Consider the following 22,250-nt stretch of genomic DNA (forward strand, 5'->3'; position numbering starts at 1 on the left):
TCAACTATGGTTACATAATAGCTTGAAGGCGCACAATCGCTTGAGCCCGGTCAACCACCTCTAATTTGCTATAAAGATTACTAATATAGTTACGGGCTGTCCCCTCCGCAATATGCAGTGTATCGGCAATTTCGCGATTGTTAAGTCCCCGGATAATGAGCTGCGCCAGCTCCTCTTCCCGTTCTGTCAGACTCATACGATCTACATTGGATCTTTGCCAATGTTCGTACTCCTCCGTCAATCTATTCATCCTCGTCGCCAATTTGGCTGCTACCGGAGCTGGCAGAATAAATTGCCCGGATATCGTATCACGGATCGAAGAAATCATTTTATCAGCATCCATATCCTTCAGCATATAGCCGCTTGCTCCAAATGCCATACCCTCAACAATATAATCGGTCTCTATAAAAGTGGTTAAAATCAGAATGAATATATCCGGACGAATCTGCTTGATTCGTTTTAGTGCACTGATCCCATTCATGATCGGCATTTGAACATCAAGCAGTACCAGATCGGGTTGGAATGCTTCCACCATCTCGCAGGCCTCTTCCCCGTTCTTGGCAGCGCCAACCACTTCCATATCATCCTCCAGATCCAGAATGGTACGAAGTCCTTCACGCGTCAACAATTGATCATCGGCAATTACAATCTTTATCTTACTCATTTTCTATTCCCAACCCTTCGCATTGGCAGATCGATTTCCAGTAGACAGCCCTCATTCATTTCTGAATCGATGGATAAGCTACCTCCCAGTTGCTCCACCCGTTCTTTCATCGTCCTGAGTCCAAAACCCATCACTATATGACTATCTCCTGACCCACGATCTTTGAGCCTAAACTGTAAATTTGCTCCGACAGACTCCAGACTAAAATGAAACTCCGTACTCTTACCGTGTCTGATTCCGTTCGTTAGGCCCTCCTGCAAAGCATGATAGATGGCCTTTTTATAGGCTGTTGACATGGCCTCCGGCAGATCATAAATAATGGCATGGACGACAACGCCCGCATTACGTTCAGTATCGCGTATCAGTTGCTTCAACATGACCGTGAGGTCCGAATACTTGTCCTCCTTCAGCATATGGACAGAGCCGCGGATTTCATTCAAGCTATGCCGAACAAGATCCTGTGCTTCAACCAGTCGCTGAAAACCACTATCTATATCTTTTTTCTGAAGCAGCCGCTTGCCAGCTTCAATCTGCAGAATCGTCGATGTAAGTGTATGCCCAACAATATCATGAATCTCTTGGGCAATACGATTGCGTTCTTCAAAGACGGTAGCTTCGGCCAAAGCCGCAGATGTTTCTCGCATCGAACGCTCCAGACTACGAGTTCTTTCTACAACTTGGTCCTCTAGATTTTTTTTAAGATATTGGATTCCCGAATACAGCTTGGCGTTAGCGATTGAGATTGCGCATTGTGAACCAAGCAGCTTGAGCACATCGAGTCTACTTGGCGTAAATACACCTGGGGATAGGTTATTCTCCAAATAGAGCAAGCAAACCAATTTATTCTGATTCATGATAGGAAGACAAAGAACTGATTTCAGTCTATTATTCCTAACGTAAACGTTACGCGTAAATATCCCCTCACTGAGCGCATCATGTAATACAACCTGCTCCTGTGTTCTTGCTGCATAGGCTATAATCGCTGCCGGAACAAGATCTGACTCTTCCCCGAGAGGAACAGATTCGATATGCTGAGCTTCTGAGGTACCATAAGCTTCAACCATCCATTTGCCATCATGATCAAAAATAACTGCCCCATATTCGGCCCCAGCATTGTGGAGCATGATCCGCATCAGCGTGGCCAATAATCGACTCATCTCCATCTCGCCCGATAAAGCTTGAGCAGACATAACTACAGAAAGGGAATCGACTCGATCGAGCCCGGGCTCCCGTTTAATATGCAGCAAATGGCTATGCTGCTGCTCAAGGTCAGCCGCTTTAGCCTTTGCGCCCCATTGCAGATAAGCCTCGTAGGCCTCAGTCATATAGATTCTTGCTAGATGTAATTTGCCATGACGAAGTCCATATTTGCCGTAGCATTCCGCCGCCATCGCTAGATCGTGAATATGGCCGTTGATACGAGCAGCCTCAATAGACTGCTCATACAAGGCTTCAGCTTGTCGTGGATCTCGCGATAGGCGAGTCAGCTCAGCCTTCATCAACAAATATTTATGCTCATAATTTTCCGGGCAACGCTTAGCAAACTTTTTCATTTTCTTCAGCCGACTGTGCATTTTTACCCGGTATACACGTTGCTCTTCAGCGTTATATTCCTCATACAACTGAGCCCAGACTAAACATTCATACACGGTCTGCATAGGACTGTCTAAGCCATCTTCACGTGATTTTATAATGGCAGCTGATTTCGCTAATGCCTCACTGGCTTCGCGGTACTCCCCAAATACATAACCTGTCAAATATCGGTGTATCCAGACCATTTCTTGTATAAAATTAAAGGTATCTCCATGAACCGACTGTGCAAAATCAGGTTCGCTAATCTCTGCGATGTTAAATGGATCATCTAGTGAGCGATAACCTGTCAATCGAACTAGAGTAGCTGCAGCTATGATAGCCTGCTTACAGTGAAGACTGTTGTTATGGCGCAGCAAATCACCGGAATGAGCAATTAACCGATCATAGATATCGCCTAACGGATGGCCAAATTGCAAAAGGGAGGCACAGTTGATTAGCACACTCTGGTTGCCTTTCCATAAGTCACCTGATTCCAGTCCCACTTTACCTGCTTTCTCGGTAAACATACGGAGCATAGTTGGATCATAATGCCGCCAGCTATCGTAGCACATTGCGAACGCAGCTAAGGTTGTCATATGCACTTTCGGATAGGGTTCCGATAAGCTGCACGCCAACATGGCCCATTTAAATGTTTCTTCATCATTACGGAAGTAATAGTATTGAAACATTGCATAGCCTATGAATCCAATGGAAGCCTCCGGAGTCATCCCATAATCGAGCGTCAATTCAATCATGGTGAAGGAAGAAGCGAGCCACCCATCTCGGTTGACATAGAAGCAGGCATTGCTCGTATGATCTAAAGTGGTCATTGCGACTCTACGAGCCTCGTCGGTCATCGGCGGTAAAAGATTAAGCGATTCGAGTGAAACCTTCTGTAGTCTGCGCCGCAATCTTAACCATTGAAGCGTCAATTGAACATAGCTAGGATCAAATTGATGGCTCACTTTCAATAGCGATAATGTATGCCGACCTAAGGAGATAACCTCTTCATGGTTATCATTACTTGCTTCCAATTGAACCTTCATCGCGTAGATGTAAGCCTTATCCGTATTTGTCGCAGCCTTATGGATTAACAGATGAAATAATTCATTGGCCTTATCAAAATGTGAACATAAGTATTCGAGCTCGGCCCTCTCACGAAATACCCGGAAGGTTAGCCCATAATGCTCCTCCCAGCTCTGCTCCTCTAGTATCGCTGTTGCCTGAAGCATATATTGTAAGGCTGTCTCATGTGCAGTCGTTTGCTTCGCTTTTATCCCTGCCTGTAAGTTCAGCTCTACCAGTTGAAGCCTCTGTTCGGGGCGATCTATCCATGTAAGCGCCTGATTGAAATGATGGACCGCTTCAAATAGAGTCGTTCCTTCACTAAGAGAGCTGCGGCCTAGCAATAGCATGCCAATCCTCCAATGTAGCTCTGGGCGCACCTCTTCGGGAACAAGAGCATAAGCCGCCCGATGAATGCGGTTGTGCTGGAACTTAAAATGCGTATATTCCTCCCCGTTAACAGGTTGTAGCACACGTCCATTTACAGCGACTTCCAACGCTTCGGTCAATGTCTCTAACGGAATCTCCGTAATTTCGGCAAGCGTACCCAGATCAAATATGCTGCCCAGTAATGCAGCTCTACTAAGTGCATACACCGTCTGATCAGGAAATTGCTGTAATTTACTTGAAAGATAGGCTGCTGCATTATCAGGAACATTCAATTCAGTAATGCGCTGGAGGTCCCATTTCCAGCTTCGAAGATCCTCGTCAAATTCCACTCGCTGATCATCAATCAAATCCTGAAGGAATTGCTTAATAAATAGTGGATTCCCATCTGTCTTATGCAGAAGTACCCGCGCTAACTCGTCCAAGTCAGCAGCCTCGTAACGCATAACATCCAGTAGCAGTTGTTTTAAATCGCTGAGTTCAAGCGCTTGTAGAGATATTCTACTCATCACTACGTTACGGTCTATCAAATGCTTTTCCAGCCTACTGAGTGGGTGCAGCCTCGTGATTTCCCGATCACGATAGGAAAGAACGATTAGCAGATGACTCGTGGCCGTGTCCTCTATAAGCGAAGTGAGATATTGCAGCGATGTTTCATCCGCCCATTGCAGATTGTCCAATATCAAGATCAAAGGATGATCTTCATGGGGAAAGAGTTGAATAAATCGGCTCATAATTAATTGAAATCGATGCTGAGCTTCCAGCGGCGGCAACGGAGGCACGGAAGGTTGGGGGCCAATCAAGAGCTCAAGCTTAGGGACAAGTTCGATCAATAATTGCCCGTAACTGTCCACTGCCTGTAAAATACGCAGCTTCCAAACCTCCACCTGCAGCTTCGTTTCCATCAGCAGTTGACTGACCAATTCTTCTATAACTTGATGCCAGATGCCATAAGGGAGTGAGGTATGTAGAGATTCGAATTTGCCTCTGGCGAAAAAACCATCCAAAGAAATCGAATTTCTAAGCGTTTCTTTTAAAAAGGTTGTTTTGCCGATACCACTCTCACCACTAAGCCAGACCGTCTTTACAGCACCTTGTGATGCTCGTTTCAGTGCTTCTCGTAAGCTTAGTTTCTCAAAATGTCTTCCGTAGAATCGTTCCGATACCATCCAGCGTTCCGGAATATCCCAGCTTCCTAATAGGAAGGGCTCGATGTACCCGTATTGTTGTAGGTGAGATAGACATTCCTCAAGATCCGACTTGATTCCAAAGGCGCTGGCATATCTCGCATCAGGCATTTTCTCCATGCATTTAGCAACAATGTCAGAGACAGATAGAGGGATAGCGGGAAACCTGCGATGTAAAGGCTCAGGTGTATCTGCAAGATGACGATATACAATATCAACAACATCATGAAGCTCAAAGGGGCGACTGCCTGAGAGACATTCATACATAATGACTCCAAGCGAATAAAAGTCAGAACGATAGTCCGGGTTCAACCCAGTTCGACCCGTTTGCTCTGGCGATATATAAGGAAGCAAGGCATCCGGCCGCCCGCTTAAAGGTGACAATGGACTGGTATCATTTTCAGCGGAGCACATTCGTATATCAATAAATTTCACTTCAAAAGTAATTGGATTGACGATTAGATGAGCGGGGGTCAGTTCATTTAGTGTTATTTTTTCACGATGAATTTGCATAAGGCAATCAGCAACAGCGATGGCGATCCGAAGCAGCACTGGAAGCTCCAGTGAATCAGGTGTACGCAGTATCTGATCCAGCGTACTCCCCTCTATATCTTTTAGGAGAAGGACTGGCCGATCCGGCGTGATTTCCAGGCTATATGCCTCGATTGCTCCACGACCGCTAAGTCGCTTAAGCATGTCATACTCATGACGAAAAGCATCAACCATAGTAGATCCCGGGTACTCGCCTGTAGTTGTCTTGGCAATAACCCTAAGGCCATCTTCTTGACGTAGGAGTCTGTACAGCCTGATATCTGAGGTAGTCTCTATCAGATCTAAAGTTTGGTATCCTTGCAACTCAAACATGAACAGCACTCCCTAGTTACAATTAGGTAGACAGAATAAGCAATCTCGCAAAGCAATTATACTCATTATATCATCTGATCTCGCCATAGAATCCTATGTTGTAATTAACTTTGTCATCTATTTTGTCATATGACATCTATAAAATTGCATTGTGATAATATAGGAAAAAATACTCAATCATCTCCACATAAGGAGGATTCAAATTGCATCTTTCCTACATAGACTACCCTATGCTTGAGCACCTGTCCGTTGAAGAATTACAGCAGTTAGCTCCAAAAATGCAAGAAGAGCATTATGAACCCGGCAAGCTTATCATGCAAAAGGGCGAGGTCAGCCAGCGGGTTTATATTTTGGTATCCGGTCAGGTACAAGTATTTATTAGTACGGAAATAAAGGTAGAATTGGCTATACTCTCGAAAGGCCAGTTCTTCGGGGAAATGTCCTGTCTTACCGGAGACCCCATCAGTGCACATGTAGAAGCGATCGATAACGTTCATGTAATATCCGTATCCAGAAGTGGCATGCTGCTGTTGATGGACAAAAATCGCGAGTTCCGGAGCCAGATCATCCAATCCATGATCAAGAGAATCCAAAATTCCAACGAACGTGTACTGGAAGAGCACTCGAAAAGTCAGATCATCATGAAGCTTCATGAATCCGAGGAACAAGAGCGTTATGGTGAACTGATCGGAGAAAGCGCCGAAATGCGCACACTTCTCAGGTCGATTGAACATCTGTCGACGGAGCGGGTCCATGTTGTCGTGATAGGTGAATCCGGTACAGGGAAGGTAAATGCAGCAAGAGCACTTCATTACCGAGCAACGAACGGACAATACCCGCTACTGGTGTTAAATGTAGCAGACATGAGCCTCGTTGATTGGGAGACCAAGGTTATTGCGGCAAAAGGAGGAACCATTGTCATCGAGGAAGCAGAATGCTGTCCTTCTGAGAAGCTACTACAGCTGCTGGAGGCAGCTGCACAGATTCGAATCATCCTGACTAGCACTTGTCCCTTGAAGATTGTTTCCCACTTAGCGGTCTTGCCTGTGCCTCCTCTTCGTGAGCGAACTGAAGATATACCGCTGCTTGCGCAATACTTTCTAGAGAAAGAAGGAGCGGGCAATGCGCAAGAAATCCTCTCTCAAGATGCCCTGAGCATGCTGTCCCTGTTCCCTTACCTCGACAATAATGTAGAGGAATTAAGAAATATCGTGAGGGAAGCCTATATTCGGAGCGAAGGACGTATGATCTACAGTCACCATCTCCGCTTCGGCCGAGTCCGTAAAGTAGGAGACCGCCCCGTTATTGGTCTGGCGTTAGGAAGCGGTGCAGCCAGAGGCATGGCTCACCTTGGGGTGTTAAACATTCTGGAGCAGGAGGGCATTCCCATAGACATGATCGCAGGAACAAGCGTCGGATCTATGGTCGGAGGAGCCTATGCAGCCGGAATGTCTGTAAAAGAATGTATGAAGGTTCTTTCTACGATCAGTTGGGGACAACTGGTGCGTCCAACCTTCCCTATGCGGTCCCTTGTTCATAACGCGCCCATTATCAGCTTTATCGAAAAGCATGTCGGTAAGCGTCTAATTGAGGAGCTGCCGATACCCTTTGGCGCGATAGCCTCAGACGTCTCCACCGGTGAGGCTCATATCATGAGGACGGGTTCGCTTGCACATGCCATTGCCGCAAGTACAGCCGTTCCCGTAGCCATGCGACCTGTTAACTATCAAGGAAAGCACTTAGCCGATGGAGCCATTGTTCATCCTGTGCCAGCTGCGCTAGTAAGGAGCATGGGAGCTGATATTGTGATAGCAGTTAACGTTTGCCCTGAATCCTTCACGAAGGGAGCAGCCAGACATCTAATAGATTCCTTAATGAATACGATTGACATCATGAGCGCAAAGCTGATAAAGGAAGAGCTGCAATTAGCGGATGTAATCTTGCGTCCCGATCTTGGCTTCAATCAAATCAGCTTTAAGGATGTGGACGATTACATAGCCGCCGGAGAAGTGGTAACAAGAGAAGCGATTACCCAAATCCGCCAAAAAATAGCCGCTTCCTAAATACATTGCATACAAAAAAAGAAAAATTCAGGAGGTGTCCCAAGAGCTATGAACTGCTACTGAGACACCTCCTCGTATTTAATGCTAATGTTATATTTTTACTCATAACACATTTCATATTTCGTTAGCCCTATCGCGTTTGCGTACAATGCTGCCTGTGTCCGATCATTAACCTGCAGCTTCGCTAAAATCTGGCTGACATGCTTCTTCACCGTAAATTCACTGATATATAGACGTGTAGCAATCGTTCTGTTGCAAGCACCTTGTCCAAGTTCAATCAGTACTTCCTTCTCTTTCGGTGTTAATTCATCCGTCGGACTGCTGCCGCTAATACGCATCTTTTCTTCCATTAGACCAGGATCATAGTACTTTCTCCCTTTATGCACCAACTGGATAGCAAAAAGTAACTCCTCCGGCAGTGCCTCTTTTAGGACATATCCATCTACTAGTACTTTTTCAGCCCTCAAAAAATCCTCTCTGCTCGCAGAGGAAGTCAACAGAATGAACTTACTAACCATGCCGCGAGCACGTGCTGTCTTAATGACATCCAAGCCCGATTCATCAACAAGCTTAAGATCAATGAGAACAATATCTGGCTTTGTCGCTTCAATCACATCAAATGCTTCTTGACCATTCGTAGCTTCACCAGCGAATTGCACACCTGGCTGCATTGAAATGACAGATGCCAGCCCTCTTCTAACTAAAGGATGATCATCCACAATAACGATTTTCATAGAAAAGCCTCCCTCTAAATCTCATGACAATCTTAATTCTCTATATCAAGTCCACTTAGGATACCGTCCAATCAACGTCTGCCCGTTTGGCCCCTTCGATCTTGAGCAGGAATTCCGACTTAAACCCAATAGCCTCTGCAAATAAAAGATTAGGAAAAGTACTTATCATCATATTATAGCTTGTCACATTTTCGTTATAGATACGTCTGCTAGCAGATAGATTTCCCTCTAAAATATTGATCCTTTGTTGCAATTTGATATACGGATCGCTGGCCTTAAACTCTGGATAATAGTCTGCCTGAACATTAGCAAAAGATTCTCTCACACGATTACTCATGCTGAACATTCGTAGGCTGGAAGAGTTGAACCATCTGATTCATTATAATTAATAGAATTGTCTGGTTATAGTGAGCGTTGTCATCACTTCTGTCATATTACAAAATGGATGTTTTTTACATAATACGAGCCTCATATTACGTAAGCCCAATATAAAAACAGGCGAATCATGGTTGAATACAACACAATTCGCCTGTTTTTTTCTGCCTATGGGATTTAATTGTTATCAATAAAAGAAATTAATTGCACGAGATTACCTGCGACTTGGTAAGTTAACCCCAGCATATAAGTTCCCTTCTCCTCGTTCGATAGGTCTATGGTGAACACATCAGGATTAGCTGCCCATTCATTCATATCAAACATGATTTCTTTAGATGTTCCAGTGTTTCTGACCCCTGCTGAATTAGGGACCACTTTACTGCCATCGAGCCCTTTCACCGGATTGGTCCATTCAACCACAGGTCCCTTTAATCCTCCCACCTCTACCACTTGAGGGTCAGCCAATAAGCTCGTTAGTTTAGTTAACCCTTGTAGTGGGGAGAAATCAGTGATTTCATTTCCAGTAATATCAAGTGTCTCTAGGTTCTTAGCATACTGTAGACCTTCCAAGGATCTAGCTCTTCCGGTCTCGCTCGTTAACGTTGTAAGGTTATACATATCCCCTAGCGTTAGTTCTCCAGTTACGCCTAACGTAGTCTTGATCGAAGCACTTAAATATTTGTCCGCAATGGTAATGACTTGCATAAGGTCTATTTCGGTCAGACCTTCTGTTGCTTGTTGTAACGCTGCTGAGGCTGCATCTATTTCACTTTGTGTGACAGAAGGATTAGTCAAAGCCGCTTCTGCACTCGAAAGGCTTGCCGTAAATGCCGCAATACTCTCAGCCGTGAAGCCTTCTAGAGAAATTGCTTTTGCCGCCGCAATGGCTTGCTCCAGATCTCCAGTGAATAGGTGATCTCCATTCGCAAAATGTAGTTTGGTTCCTCCCCATGTAGCATGGTCAGATCCGTTGCCATTTCCGCCGTCTGTAACGACTAATTTCAGCTCTTTAGCTCCGTTAATATCCAATTCGATAAACTTCTGCGGATCTCTGGAGCCCATAACCCCACTATCGAATTTCTTCTCTCCATCGACAAACACTTCAAAGCTCACCGAACCGACCGTACCATACATTTGTCGATCTACACCCACATAGGAAGTGAAGTAGTCCGCGTTTTTATCGCTAAGAACGTATACAATCGTCGAGTTAGAGTGTGCTCCAATCCCTCTCTCGTAGGACACTACTTGATTGCTCTCATCGGTTAATCTCAGCGTATTGGCACTAATAGATTTATCCTTCAAAGGTGCGGTATAGCTGTTCTGAGTAGAATTCCAGTCGTAATCCGTTAGATACGTAAAGTCTGTCATATCGACCACGGCAATCGTTCTAGTCTTTGTCGTCATATTCCCATCACTATCGGTTACAGTGTACGTGATCGGATACTTTCCAGCTCTGTTAAATTTAACTTGATCTTCACCCGTAACCCTTACTTGTGCCGTCAAGTCACCATCTTCTGAATCTGTTGCCGAATAGTCTGCACCTACTGCTATCGCTTGGCCCACTTTGGTAGATACTGATTTAGCTATGGTAAGCTCCGGGGTACTGTTCAGAATTATAAACTTCGCATCAGCGAAATCACTGTGATCTGATGCATTTCCGTTACCTGCATTGTCTAATACCAATTTCAATTCACTTACACCCTTCACAGGGATTCGAGCTAGTTTGGCTTCCGTGCCAAATTTCATCAGTCCGCTGTTATACACTTCTACCCCATCGGCGAAGATTTTGAAGATCACACTAGAATTGTTTTGCTCCGGGATATTTCGGTCAACCCCTACATATGTTTCAAAATATTCGAAATTAGCACCCGCCAGATTATACACGATCTCGGAGTTAGCATGCGTTCCTAAACCCTTAGCGAACTCTTTGGTTACGCCATTTACAAGTAGTTTAATCGGATTGTTAGAACTTGCCTTATCCTTACGAACAACATTATAATCCGTTCTTGCCGACTGCCAAGCTGTATCACTCAAGTATTTACTAGCGCTATACACAACGATTGTTCTGGTCTGCACAGCTGTATTCCCATCCCGGTCTGTAACTGACAGTTCGACGTTGTAAGTGCCTGTTTTGCTTGAAGTGAAACCATTCGGACTTACCTCAACGGCTCCAATCAAGTTACCATCTTCCTTATCAACGGCTGTAACATCGGTCAAAACATCAAATTCACTGTTCAGCTTAATAAACGTTGTCTCTTCAGGTACTGTGATAGTAGGCTTGCTTGAAGTATTCGTAAACTTCGCATCCGCCCATACCGTATGATCTGAAGCATTGCCGTCTGTAGCATCTGTGGTAACCAGCGTCACTTCGCGCGCGCCTGTCACAGGTATTTTCACAAATTCATGCTCTGTCCCTGCCCGGAAAACATCGCTCCCGAATTTCTTCTCTCCATCTACATATACTTCAAAGGTTGCAGAGGATGGCTTTCCTTTCATCGCTTGATCGATCCCGATGTAGCTTTCAAAGAAGTCATAACCTTTACCCTCAATATCATAAACAACTTCAGAGTTCGCATGTACACCGATTCCCTTGGTATAGGTCGCAGCTAACCCTTGTCGAACAAGGGTGATGATTCCACCAGAAACGGCTTTGTCTTTCTTTAATTCACCCCAACCAACAACGACTGACTTGGCATTAAGATCCGAAAGATAAGCATAGTCACTCGTTACCGTAACCAGTGTAGTTTTGGTTTCTGTAACCCCTTCGTTCTTCACTTCATATACCACTTCGTAGTCGCCTTTTTGCGTTACATTAACGGTATTTTCTTTCAGGGTGACATTAGCAGTAATATCGTTTCCTTGATAGTTAGTCGCTTTTACATAGCTCATCGGATCAAAAGCTTGATTAAGCTTTAACGTGATTTGATCTTCAACAGATAACGCTGGCTTGAAGGCTTTAACCTGTACCGGCTTCAGTGGGCTCAGCTTCTTATCATAACCAACGATCTTGTACGTATAATTGATGCTGCTATCTACATTCGTGTCCACGAACTGGTCAGTCCCAGTAAACCCTACTAACTTATCGTCTCTATACACCTCATAACCTAAGAAATCTTTCTTAAGATCCTTATCCATACTGAAGCTTAAGGTGTTCGATTTAGCAGTAGTGTTAGGCGTGATATTAACCTTTATCGCAACATTCTTATCTGCTATTCCTGTTCCCTCATAATGAACCACTGAATTGTTTAAATACCAGAGCTTTTTCGGTGCTGGGTATTTAGCTAACTTCTCTTTCGTTTCAGGATTCACAGTGAAGCCATGTCTGGCAAAATAGCTACTTAAGTCTAACCCCAGCACTTCAGAGGAGAACTCCACCAAATACTGCTGCTTGGAATTGTCGCCGTTCGGAAGGGAGACCTTCCGCTCGCGGTACAGCTTGGTCAGTTCTGTCCAGTAACCCGGATGCGCCAATTCTAACTGCCAATAGGCACCGAGCTGTGCAAATAAGCCCTGCTGATTCATAACCACTTTATTTTCTTCGATTACATATTTATAAATATCACTTTCAAAAGGAATACGAGTATCCATCGAGTCCGCATAGACTGACATCAGCATAGACACCATATTATTGGTTACTTCACCATATTCTCGTTCACCCATCGCCAAGCGATGCCCTATTTCATGATTCAATCCCCAGCCTGGATAGACTTTGTTAAAATCACCTAACATCGTCCCTACGGTCCCAATTTGTATCCCTGTATGATCTCCCGCTGCATACATCGCACCATAAGGCTGCATCAATCGGATGTTCTCACGAATTAGCTTCGCATCATGAATCACACTACTGCCATCCAAGCCATAGAAGTCAAAGATCGTCTTCATCCAAGTATCATAGCCGGTGACGGTACCCAGCGGATCATTTTCTTGCGTAATAAACTTGTTATAAGCTTCTGTCGCAGTTCCTGTGAAAATAACATGATCGCTGACCATTTCCACCACATCGATGAGCTCGCGATCTTGAACATTCGGATGCGCTGCCTTATCTTCATCTAATTTTTGTTTATAGGTGGTTAAGAAGGCTTTAAATTGTTCAGGATCTGTAGTCTTGGTCATCATAGGGATCTTGGTAAGCCCCTCGAACCGGATCATAGGTGCTTTACCTTGTTCCTCTGCTGTATATGGATTGACGATATACACTGTACCGCCTTTAGTCACTTCATGTGCATAATAACTATTCGTAGCAAATTCAGGAACGGTTATAATGTTCTTACCTGGACGCAATTGCACACCTCTAGCCCAAACATTCCAAGCCGCCTCTTGTTGAGAAAAGACTAAAGAAGGTAGTTTATCGCTCGAAGCTGCGTCCACATAAACGTTGATTGTATCTCCAGGCATTGCAACGAGACCTGTAGGCTGGTTGTTCGTACCGAAACCAATTCTCAGGTTTTCCTGCGCATGCTTTTTCATATCTCCACGTTGTTCCGCCTCAATGATGGTGCCTTCGGTTTGAACTTCACCATTCACTAGCTTCTTAGCTAAATCCAAAGAATCTTTCAGGATTGGATAGAGCGGATGTACTTTTGCCGCTTCTTCTAATTCATTGATTGATTCGACGCTATTATAAGCAGGAACAACCGCACTCATCGTGCCATCTGTGAAAATACCATTTACAGCTTCGCTTACTTTATCCTCTGTATAAAATCTAAATTCAGCTGCAAAGGGTCTGTTGATATTGGCCTTTGTGAACTTGAATTTCAATCTTTTAAACTTCGTAGGTTCGAATTTAAACTCCAGAAAGTCATTCGTACTAGTCGCGGTTCCGCTAGATACGAGCTGGAAGGTCTCTCCCTTACTTGTTTCTGATGCATAAATTTCAAAAGCCTCTGGGAAGCCTTTGCGGTTATCTCTAGCCAGGAAAGCCACTCTATCTAGTATTTTCGCTTGCGCTAACTCAAACACAACTTCATTCGTGAAGCTGTCATCATTGTTTTTGTTCGTTTCCCAGTGTGTATTCGGCTGGTCATCGAGCATGTATTCCGGTTTCGTACCTGGATAGCTCCCACCGTTCACCGTTACTTTTGATACATTAGAGTTGGGCATTCTATAAGCTTCGCTATAGGCATTTTCGTATGCTGTACCATAGCCTTTTAGCTTCGAAACCTTAGCCGCTGTTGCCTCTATTTGATGATTCTCCAGAAGTACTTTTGCATTCTCTATATCTGCTTGAAACTGCGCGTACAGTGGATGTGTCTGTACTTCTTGTTCTAAAGCCGTTAATTTCTCCACCGTATTAAATGCTGTGCTAACTTGACTCAAGGTATCATCTGTAAATAAATTTTTCATTTTAGCGGATACGGTATCTTCTTTGTAAAAAGAAAACTCAGCCGCACTCGCCCAATCTTGGTTAGCTTTTTTGAAGACAAATTTAAGTCTCTTGAAGGCTGTGGGTGCAAACTGAATCTCTACTACGTCACCTACTCCGCCTTTATATTCTCCAGAGGATACTAGCGTATAATCGCCTGCATCCGTAGTTGAACCATAAATATCAAATTCCTGAGCAAACCCCTTCCCCTTTGCACTGGATTGTCTTGCAGCATATACGATTCTATTTAATTCAGTGGACTCATTGAAAACAAAGACAACCTCATTCGTGAACGTTGAACTATTCGGTTTGCCCGTTTCCCAATGCGTACTCATATCGCCATCCATAGCCTTAGCTATAGGTGAACCTGAGTAGTTACCACCGTTATTGGTAATGGATTTAATATTCGCAGGATTCATTCTAAAAACATCATTATAAGCGCCTAGGATAGCCTTGCCGTACAGATCAAACGGAATAACTGACGCATTGCTTAATAGGTCAGCCTTGCTTTGTACTACAGTGTTTACTAGACTTACCTTGCTTACATCACTTGCTAAAGCATAACCTGCCTCACTCGAAAAACTAGCTAACATGGCTGCCGATGTAGCGATCGCAATCATTTTTTTCATCTTTTCTACCCCCCAGATGTAATATGAATCTCTTCCGTGCCTAAAAATAGGCACAAAAAAAACTACCCCAAAAGAGTAGCTTGATTGCGTATAAAGTCGCATAAAAACTAAGACTTAATTTTTATTAAACTTTAACAAAAAGCGTAATACACTCTTTGGCAGCTGGCTGACAATAGTTATGATAACCTTAGTCCCTATAGCTTTGCGTCCCTACATTTCCATAGGTTTGCCTATGAAGTTTCGAATACATTACAAAGAGTAACATAACGCTACATCTGATCGCATGATTAATTGGTATGAAATCCGAATAGGTAATTGCAATTACTTTTTCTATCGTGATAGATATTCTTTATCGACTATCCCGGAAGAGAGAGGAACCTTTAGGACTGGAGGTCTACTTAACTCCCCGCACCAAACAAACGCCGGAACCAATTCCACACATCGCCCGTGATGGGAATTAACCCGAAGCCATGCTCGCCAACTGCGATTAGACCATATGCCCATTGGCCAATAGCTACTGCTCCCCCAGCAATCCGTCCTATGGCTACCGCCCCAAATGCCGTATCACCTATGGCGACAGCTCCCAACGCTTTTTCGGCTATCGCGATCGCTCCTACAGCCACTCCTGCAATGGCAATCGCCCCAGCTGCGAAGCCAAGCCAGCTAATTGCTATCGCTCCAAGGGCTAACCACATTCCTAGTGATATTGCACCCACGGATAGAACCCCTACGCTTATCGCACCTATGGAAATCAGGCCAACAGCTATATCTCCAATGGCAATTAATCCAACAGCTGTCTTCACTTGTGGCTTGCTTCCGTGACCATACCCCTGACCTGAGTATCGACCCAAATTGCTGCGAATACTTACCACCGGAAATGATGGAGACGGCCATTGATAATCAATTTCTCGTCCACCTAACCCTCTAGAATCCGCCCAGCGTGTGATGTACTTATGCCATTTCATATCCATCCCGTCCCCCTTCTCAATTACCTTAATTATACAACCCCGGGGGTTGGCTGTACTCAGACTCTGACCTGAAATTCATCTCATCCTCTAGACGGAGTTATACTCATTAGGATCACTGTTTGGGAATAGGATCAGGCTTTCCAAATAAATATCCCTGAAACAACTGATAACCACTCTGCTTAAGCCATTCAAAGTCCTCTCTAAACTCCACACCTTCTGCTAAAGGAACGGATTGGATTTCTAAAGCTTTTTCTAAAAATTGTTTAGCTATTTTCTGTTTGTTCAGATCGCTGGACACACCCTGAACATATTTCATATCCAGCTTCATGTAATGGGGTTTAAGCTCCAATAACATCTCGATCGTGCTGAAGCCCTCGCCAACATCATCTAAAGCGTATTCAAATCCCCGATCCTTGTAATATGTCAAAATAGCTTTCAAATGAGCGAGATCATCCACTTTCTCCGTCTCAACAACTTCAAAAACAAAAAGAGAGGGGTCGACGCCTAATTGATTGGCCAGTTCAACGGTTGATCTTAAGCAGAACTCTGGAGCGTAGATCGACGTTGGGATAAAATTAATAAACGTTTTTTTATTTAAGGGTGCAGCATATTTTACAGCAGTCATTCTACATAACCGGTCTAAAGCATATAAACGCCCACGATTCCGTGCCGCCGCAAAAATCTCATTAGGATAGATAAGGGACCCATCTTCTTTTTTAAATCTGGATAGGAGCTCGTATGCAAAAATCTCTTCCCGTACGTTCACAATCGGTTGGAAGTGACAAGTAACTAAGCCCTTAGTTATAACCTCATCAATCCACTCCATATCAAGTACAGTGGGTAATTCGGATAGAGGTCTCCATGTTTGGTCATCTATACGGAATTCAAACTGCTCCGACTCCATATGGTCATTACAGAAATCTAGAAAATCCCGCACCCCAGCCTCCTTAATCGTAATCACATTTCCTTCTACCTTATGTATCGTATTACTTCTACTCAAGTGATGAATAACCTCAGGTAAAATCCTTAGATTAAGCTCACCATGAGCCTTGATTTCAAAATTCAACTCTCTTACTACACAATGATTACATGCCACATTCATAACCCCTTTAATAATCAATTCTCTGAAAAAGATCCCGGAACTGCTCTTCTCAATCGAAATCCGTATACTCTAGTAAATACGTCGGGTCTAACACGGTGATCTGCTGATGTTGAATATCAATAATCTTTTGCTCTTGCAGATCTTTAAGCACAAGGGTAGCCGTCTCCCTTAACGTTCCGATCATATCCGCGAACTGCTGATGGGTCAATCGAAGATCAATCCTCTGTTTGCCTTGCTCCTCTACTCCGAATCTTTGGTATAGTCTTCTTAGTGTAAATATCGCACGCGCTCTCGCATCATGAAATTTCATTTCATGTAATAACCGATTCGATAAAAATAAACGGTCCATTTGCAGCAGCATCAATTGCTCCTTAATCAACGGGTAATCGGCAAGCATCTGCTCAAAAGGCTCACGTTTAATCTCAAATAATACTGTATCATTCATAGCCACCGCAGACAGCACTCTTATATTGGAGGGATGGATCACTTCCAGATCGCCAAAGAAATCGCCTTTTCCAAAAAGATCTACGGTATGCTCTTTCCCTTTCGTGGTAGCGTACACCCTTATAATCCCCGAATAGATAATGTAGGCATGATCCCCCGGATCTGATTCTGCAAACACCAGGGTCCCCTTAGAATATGCCTTATAAGTGAATAATCCTGAGACCGCCTCGGTCTTCTCCGAGGGTAAACCCTGAAAAAAGCGAGTGCCAGTCCAAAAAGAAGCTTCCATCTCATTATTCCTTTCTAACACATTCCATAGTTTTGTATGCCAACATACTGATAATAAATCATCATCCTGTTATATTCTATCGTAACGTTGTCACATAGGCTCGATGCCAATACGAATTAAAAAGGAGATCCATTGATGAGATATAATTTTGACGGAAAAGGGCTTACCGAAACGCCAGAAGTCGTGTTTGAGAGCAATCCTCTACTAGAACTGAGCATGTACAACAACCATCTTAAAGAAATCCCTGACCAGCTCTTCCTTCATGACGAATTAGAGGTACTTAATTATGCGGAATGAAATCGAACAGTTATCCGAGAACATCGGTCGCTTAGTTCACCTAAGAATGTTGGATTTAGGCCATAATCGACTAAAGGTGTTGCCGGAGACAATTGGCGGACTACAGGGGTTAGATTCTTTTCTATACCTAAGCAATAATCAGTTCGAACAACTGCCGGAGCAGCTTTGTAATCTCCAGAAACTCAAGTATCTGAACGTAACAGATAATCATCTCAAGCAATTGCCTACCCGTATAGGCGAAATGAGCAGTCTAATTGAATTGCGGCTTTATTATAATCAGCTAGAACGTCTACCTGATTCGATCACACAAATAAAAGGGTTAAGAGAGATTCATCTTTACGGTAATCAACTGGTCGTATTGCCAGAGCATTTGGGTGCTTTAGAAGAACTGCGGATACTCGATATGAGTGATAATCGAATCACTGAACTGCCCTCATCCATCGGTAAACTAAGCAAGTTAAGAAGACTTAACCTTCGAAAAAATAAACTGAATAAGCTGCCTGAGGAGATAGGTCAATTGAGCAGCCTTGTTGAGCTTGATTTAAGAGATAATAACCTGCAAGAAATCCCGAATTCCCTTTTACAGCTTGAACGATTAGAGAAACTGGATCTAAGATGGAATCACAGCTTGAAGGGAACAGATATTTTAGAGCAATTAGAGCATAGAGGATGTATCGTATATAAATAACAAAAAAGCCTCCTGTTAAAGAAGCTTTTCATTCAAATCTATGCTATGCGTGACGCGGTTTCTCCCCTGTTCTTTAGAGGCATAGAGCGCTTGATCAGCTTTTTGCAGAAGGGTGGTTTCTGAATCAGCTGGAATAAATGTAGCTATACCAATACTCACCGTAATCCGGCCCATTTCCCAAGTTGAATACGCGATAGATTGCCGTAAATTCTCAGCTATAGTCTTTGACTCCGAGATGTCTGTATTAGGTAAAAGAAGTATGAATTCCTCACCGCCATATCTAACCGCCATATCCTCTTTACGAGATTGCAGTTTCAAGATACTCGCCATTTTCTCCAGCACATAGTCACCTGTCTGATGCCCATAAGTGTCGTTCACTTTTTTAAAATGATCAATATCTATAATACACAGCGAAAATGCTGCTTGAGCTTGGCCATACCCTGCAATCTGCTCTTCCAGCTTCTCTTGAAGAAACCTTCTATTCTTCAGCCCAGTCAGCTTATCTGTATTAGATAATTCTACTAAAACGGCATTCATCTCCAGCAATTCAGCTTGCTTTTGCTCGATTTCCAGGTGAATTTGTTTGAGCTTTGCCAGCGCCTGATCTTTTTCCCAATAAGCCTCTTCTATTTGCTTCTTCGCAGATCGTAACTCTAGCTCATAATCAATACGTTTGCCCATCTGTACTAAAATACAATCAATGACCTCTACACCTTCACACTCAAGGCGTCTGCCATTTAACAAGTAAGGGACGGCTTGTCCCTTGCTGTCCTTCAAATTGATAAATAGCTCTTCTACATGTCCATTTAGATTAATAAAAGGATAGAAGTATGAATGAAAAATAAGCTTGTTTGCCGTAGACATGATAGATTCAAAATGCTTATGCACCAAATCAACCTGCTTATATCCCATACGGTCCAAGAACGTCTGATTTACATCCTTGATTATTCCTTCATGGGTAATAGAAACATAGCCACAAGGCGCATATCTTAATCGGTCATCCATGATCTAAATATCCTTTCAACACAGCATAATCTCATCTAGCTTACGTAAGATATTCATTAATTAAAGTGATGGTCTCCTCAGGATGGCTTATATGCGGGTAATGCCCTTTAGCCTCCATTAACCGGAAGGTGCTATTATTCAAGTGTTTATGTAGATATTCTCCAGCCGCTATAGGTACGATACTGTCATCCGAGCATTGTAGAATAAGTGTAGGGATTGTAGCCTTAGGTAGATCTTCCCTATGATCTGAAAAGAACGTAACTTCTGCAAATTCCCTTGCAATAACAGGATCTGCCGAGATAAAGCTGCGCTCCAGCTCTTTCGTTAACATCGGGTCAGGGTTGTTCATAGCAAGAGGTGCCATAAAGCTAGCCCAGCCAGCAAAATTCATCTCCATCATCTCCAGAAGCTCGGTAATATCGCTCTTCTCGAAGCCTCCGAAATAAGTATCCCCCTCATTTAAATAACATGAAGAAGGACCAATCATAATCATTTTATCAAAATAATCCGGCCGCTCAATCGAAGCAAGCATCCCGATCATAGAACTAATCGAATGACCTATAAAAATAATATCTTTGAGTTCCAACGTTTCGATGACATCCAATACATCCTGTACATAGCCGTGGAGCGTATGATATTTATCTGTTGTATATGCACTTAAATCTGAGTTACCTGAACCTACATAATCAAATAGAACGATTCGATATTTCTTCTCAAAAGAAGGCGTGATAAACTGCCACATGCTCTGGTCACACCCAAATCCATGTGCAAAAAGGATGGTTCTTTCTCCTTCTCCAATCACTTTTACATGATTCCGCGCCTTAACATCGTTCATTTCATATAACTCCCTCTATAGTTAGCATTCTCTCTATTTTGAAGGGTTAACCTGGAAATATCAAGAGCATAAAAAACTCCGCTAGAGTAATCTCTAGCGGAGTTTTTATGATATCTAATTTTAGAATGCTGAAGTCCATCCCGCATCGGCAGCGAGGACTGCTCCGTTTACAAAGCTGGAATCATCTGAAGCCAGGAATAACGCAACTTGTGCGATTTCTTCAGGTGAACCTACACGAGGAATTACAGCCTGTGTTAGTTGAGTGCGGCTCATGCCGAACTCATTAATATTTTTCATAGAAGCACTAATGTTAGTGGCAGTAGCTCCTGGTGCGATGGCATTACAACGAATGCCTTTGTTGGCATACATAAAAGCTGTATTTTTCGTCAAGCCTACTACTGCATGTTTGGAGGCAGTATAAGTTGCTCCAGCATGAGCACCACTTACGCCACCGGTAGAAGCGGTATTCACAATAACGCCCTTTCCTTTTTCGAGGAAAATAGGTAGCGCTTTACGTGTAGACCGCATTACACTTTTGGTATTGATGTCAAAGATAAGATCCCATCTCTCATCATTAATATCACCAACTGGCTCAAAGCCGTCCATAATACCCGCATTATTCACTAGTATATCTAGCGTTCCATATTCATTTACTGCGGTATCAATCATGTTATTGATATCTTCGACTAGAGCAACATTTACTTTCAACGCCTTAGCTACTCCACCATTACTAACGATTCCTGCTGCAACTTGTTCCGCACCTTCGAGGTTAAGATCGGCTACTATTACTTTAGCACCTTCTTTAGCGTACAACTCTGCGATAGATTTCCCCATACCCGAGGCTGCTCCGGTAACAACTGCAACTCTGTCTTGAAGTTTCATGTTGGAAGTCTCCTTTACGTTTATCTATAATGTAAGTATTAATTTATAAAATCTCTAAATCATTTAAAATTTATTCTACTCAAGTTTAATCTTCTGCAATTTAACTATCAATATACAAATGAGACATCAAATGTTCATAAATATATATAACTTGGAATTGTGTTGAAATAGGAATAGAAAATAGACAGTTAGGTGGTCTTCTGTTGCTTAAAAATCGAAGAACGAGTAAATCGAAGAAAGAACTAAAAAATGCATTGATATTACTCATGGAAAAAAAGAATTTCCGCACCATTACGATAACCGATATTGTTACCCTAGCCGATTTAAACCGTGGAACCTTCTATAAGCATTATCAAACCAAAGAAGAACTTCTGAATGAGCTGATTGATGATGTGCTGAAGGATTTAGTTAAGGCTTATAAAGATCCCTATCTCCATACAGATAAATTCATGTTGAGTGAGCTTACTACCTCTAGCATCAAAATTTTTGAGCATGTCGTTTCCTACTCTAATTTTTATACCATCATTGTAAATTCCAATGTTCTGCCCGGGTTTCAAAATAAGATTTGTGACATCTTAAAGGAGCTAACCAAGCAGGACTTAGTCGCGGTTAATAATACTAATAACAATATAAATATCGAATTATTTTCTAGCTATACGGCCTATGCTCTATTTGGATTAATCATGGAATGGGTAAAGGGAGGGTTCAAATATACTGCGAACCATATGGCAGAGCAGCTGATTCAAATTCTGTCTTTTAATTCACACAATGTAGTTATCAACACTTCTAATAAACCGATTGAGTTGGGTTCCACCCCAGTGAATAGAAACTAGATTAC

15 protein-coding genes and 1 riboswitch are annotated in these 22,250 nt (G+C 43.1%); of the genes, 4 read left to right on the forward strand and 11 right to left on the reverse strand.

Going from position 1 to position 22,250, the window contains the following annotated elements; genetic code table 11:
• Positions 1-10: 10 nt before the first annotated feature.
• Both NST34_RS31195 and NST34_RS31200 read right to left on the reverse strand, forming a co-directional pair.
• A complete protein-coding gene (locus NST34_RS31195) occupies positions 11-664 on the reverse strand; it encodes a response regulator (protein WP_042192856.1) in 654 nt (217 codons plus the stop codon).
• Complete coding sequence (locus NST34_RS31200) at positions 661-5,739, reverse strand: AAA family ATPase (protein WP_341129435.1); 5,079 nt, start codon at positions 5,737-5,739, stop codon at positions 661-663. Before NST34_RS31200 ends, NST34_RS31195 begins: the two co-directional genes overlap by 4 nt.
• 230 nt (positions 5,740-5,969) lie before the next feature.
• On the opposite strand from NST34_RS31200, the gene NST34_RS31205 reads away from it, so the two are divergent.
• Positions 5,970-7,802 carry a patatin-like phospholipase family protein gene (locus NST34_RS31205; protein ID WP_341129436.1) on the forward strand — a complete coding sequence of 611 codons (1,833 nt, stop codon included), beginning with the start codon at positions 5,970-5,972 and terminating at the stop codon, positions 7,800-7,802.
• A gap of 98 nt (positions 7,803-7,900) precedes the next feature.
• On the opposite strand, the gene NST34_RS31210 is transcribed toward NST34_RS31205, so the two are convergent.
• The 6 genes from NST34_RS31210 to NST34_RS31235 form a co-directional block, all read right to left on the reverse strand.
• Complete coding sequence (locus NST34_RS31210; RefSeq protein WP_341129437.1) at positions 7,901-8,536, reverse strand: response regulator transcription factor; 636 nt, start codon at positions 8,534-8,536, stop codon at positions 7,901-7,903.
• 55 nt (positions 8,537-8,591) lie between these two features.
• Positions 8,592-8,873: a LemA family protein gene (locus NST34_RS31215; protein WP_341129438.1), complete on the reverse strand. Its 282-nt coding sequence runs from the start codon at positions 8,871-8,873 to the stop codon at positions 8,592-8,594.
• 215 nt (positions 8,874-9,088) lie between these two features.
• Positions 9,089-14,902, reverse strand: a complete 5,814-nt coding sequence (locus tag NST34_RS31220; RefSeq protein ID WP_341129439.1) for an NPCBM/NEW2 domain-containing protein — start codon at positions 14,900-14,902, stop codon at positions 9,089-9,091.
• A 154-nt stretch (positions 14,903-15,056) separates the two neighbouring features.
• Positions 15,057-15,143, reverse strand: a riboswitch (cyclic di-GMP riboswitch).
• A gap of 157 nt (positions 15,144-15,300) precedes the next feature.
• A complete protein-coding gene (locus NST34_RS31225) occupies positions 15,301-15,873 on the reverse strand; it encodes a hypothetical protein (RefSeq protein WP_341051154.1) in 573 nt (190 codons plus the stop codon).
• A 109-nt stretch (positions 15,874-15,982) separates the two neighbouring features.
• Positions 15,983-16,972 carry an EAL domain-containing protein gene (locus NST34_RS31230; RefSeq protein ID WP_341129440.1) on the reverse strand — a complete coding sequence of 330 codons (990 nt, stop codon included), beginning with the start codon at positions 16,970-16,972 and terminating at the stop codon, positions 15,983-15,985.
• A 49-nt stretch (positions 16,973-17,021) separates the two neighbouring features.
• Entirely contained in the window at positions 17,022-17,705 is a 684-nt protein-coding gene (locus NST34_RS31235; RefSeq protein WP_341129441.1) for a Crp/Fnr family transcriptional regulator, read from the reverse strand.
• 135 nt (positions 17,706-17,840) lie between these two features.
• Here NST34_RS31235 and NST34_RS31240 point away from each other — a divergent pair, with 135 nt between their 5' ends.
• Both NST34_RS31240 and NST34_RS31245 read left to right on the forward strand, forming a co-directional pair.
• Positions 17,841-18,002 (forward strand): hypothetical protein, encoded by a 162-nt coding sequence (locus tag NST34_RS31240; protein ID WP_341129442.1) that lies wholly within the window; start codon positions 17,841-17,843, stop codon positions 18,000-18,002.
• A complete protein-coding gene (locus NST34_RS31245; RefSeq protein ID WP_341129443.1) occupies positions 17,992-18,690 on the forward strand; it encodes a leucine-rich repeat domain-containing protein in 699 nt (232 codons plus the stop codon). Before NST34_RS31240 ends, NST34_RS31245 begins: the two co-directional genes overlap by 11 nt.
• Positions 18,691-18,705: 15 nt before the next feature.
• Here the strand turns inward: NST34_RS31245 and NST34_RS31250 are convergent, their stop codons facing one another.
• From NST34_RS31250 to NST34_RS31260, 3 genes are all read right to left on the reverse strand, one after another.
• Positions 18,706-19,695, reverse strand: coding sequence for a sensor domain-containing diguanylate cyclase (locus NST34_RS31250; RefSeq protein WP_341129444.1), 990 nt, complete (start codon positions 19,693-19,695; stop codon positions 18,706-18,708).
• A 40-nt stretch (positions 19,696-19,735) separates the two neighbouring features.
• A complete protein-coding gene (locus NST34_RS31255) occupies positions 19,736-20,530 on the reverse strand; it encodes an alpha/beta fold hydrolase (protein ID WP_341051146.1) in 795 nt (264 codons plus the stop codon).
• Positions 20,531-20,650: 120 nt separating this feature from the next.
• The gene (locus NST34_RS31260) at positions 20,651-21,412 is read right to left on the reverse strand and encodes an SDR family oxidoreductase (protein WP_042131593.1); all 762 of its coding nucleotides are present in this window, start codon (positions 21,410-21,412) and stop codon (positions 20,651-20,653) included.
• Positions 21,413-21,678: 266 nt separating this feature from the next.
• On the opposite strand from NST34_RS31260, the gene NST34_RS31265 reads away from it, so the two are divergent.
• Positions 21,679-22,245: a TetR/AcrR family transcriptional regulator gene (locus tag NST34_RS31265; protein WP_341129445.1), complete on the forward strand. Its 567-nt coding sequence runs from the start codon at positions 21,679-21,681 to the stop codon at positions 22,243-22,245.
• The last annotated feature ends 5 nt before the right edge of the window (positions 22,246-22,250 follow it).

The organism is Paenibacillus sp. FSL H7-0714 (genome assembly GCF_038003765.1).
In the GTDB taxonomy this organism is placed as follows: Bacteria; Bacillota; Bacilli; order Paenibacillales; family Paenibacillaceae; genus Paenibacillus_AQ.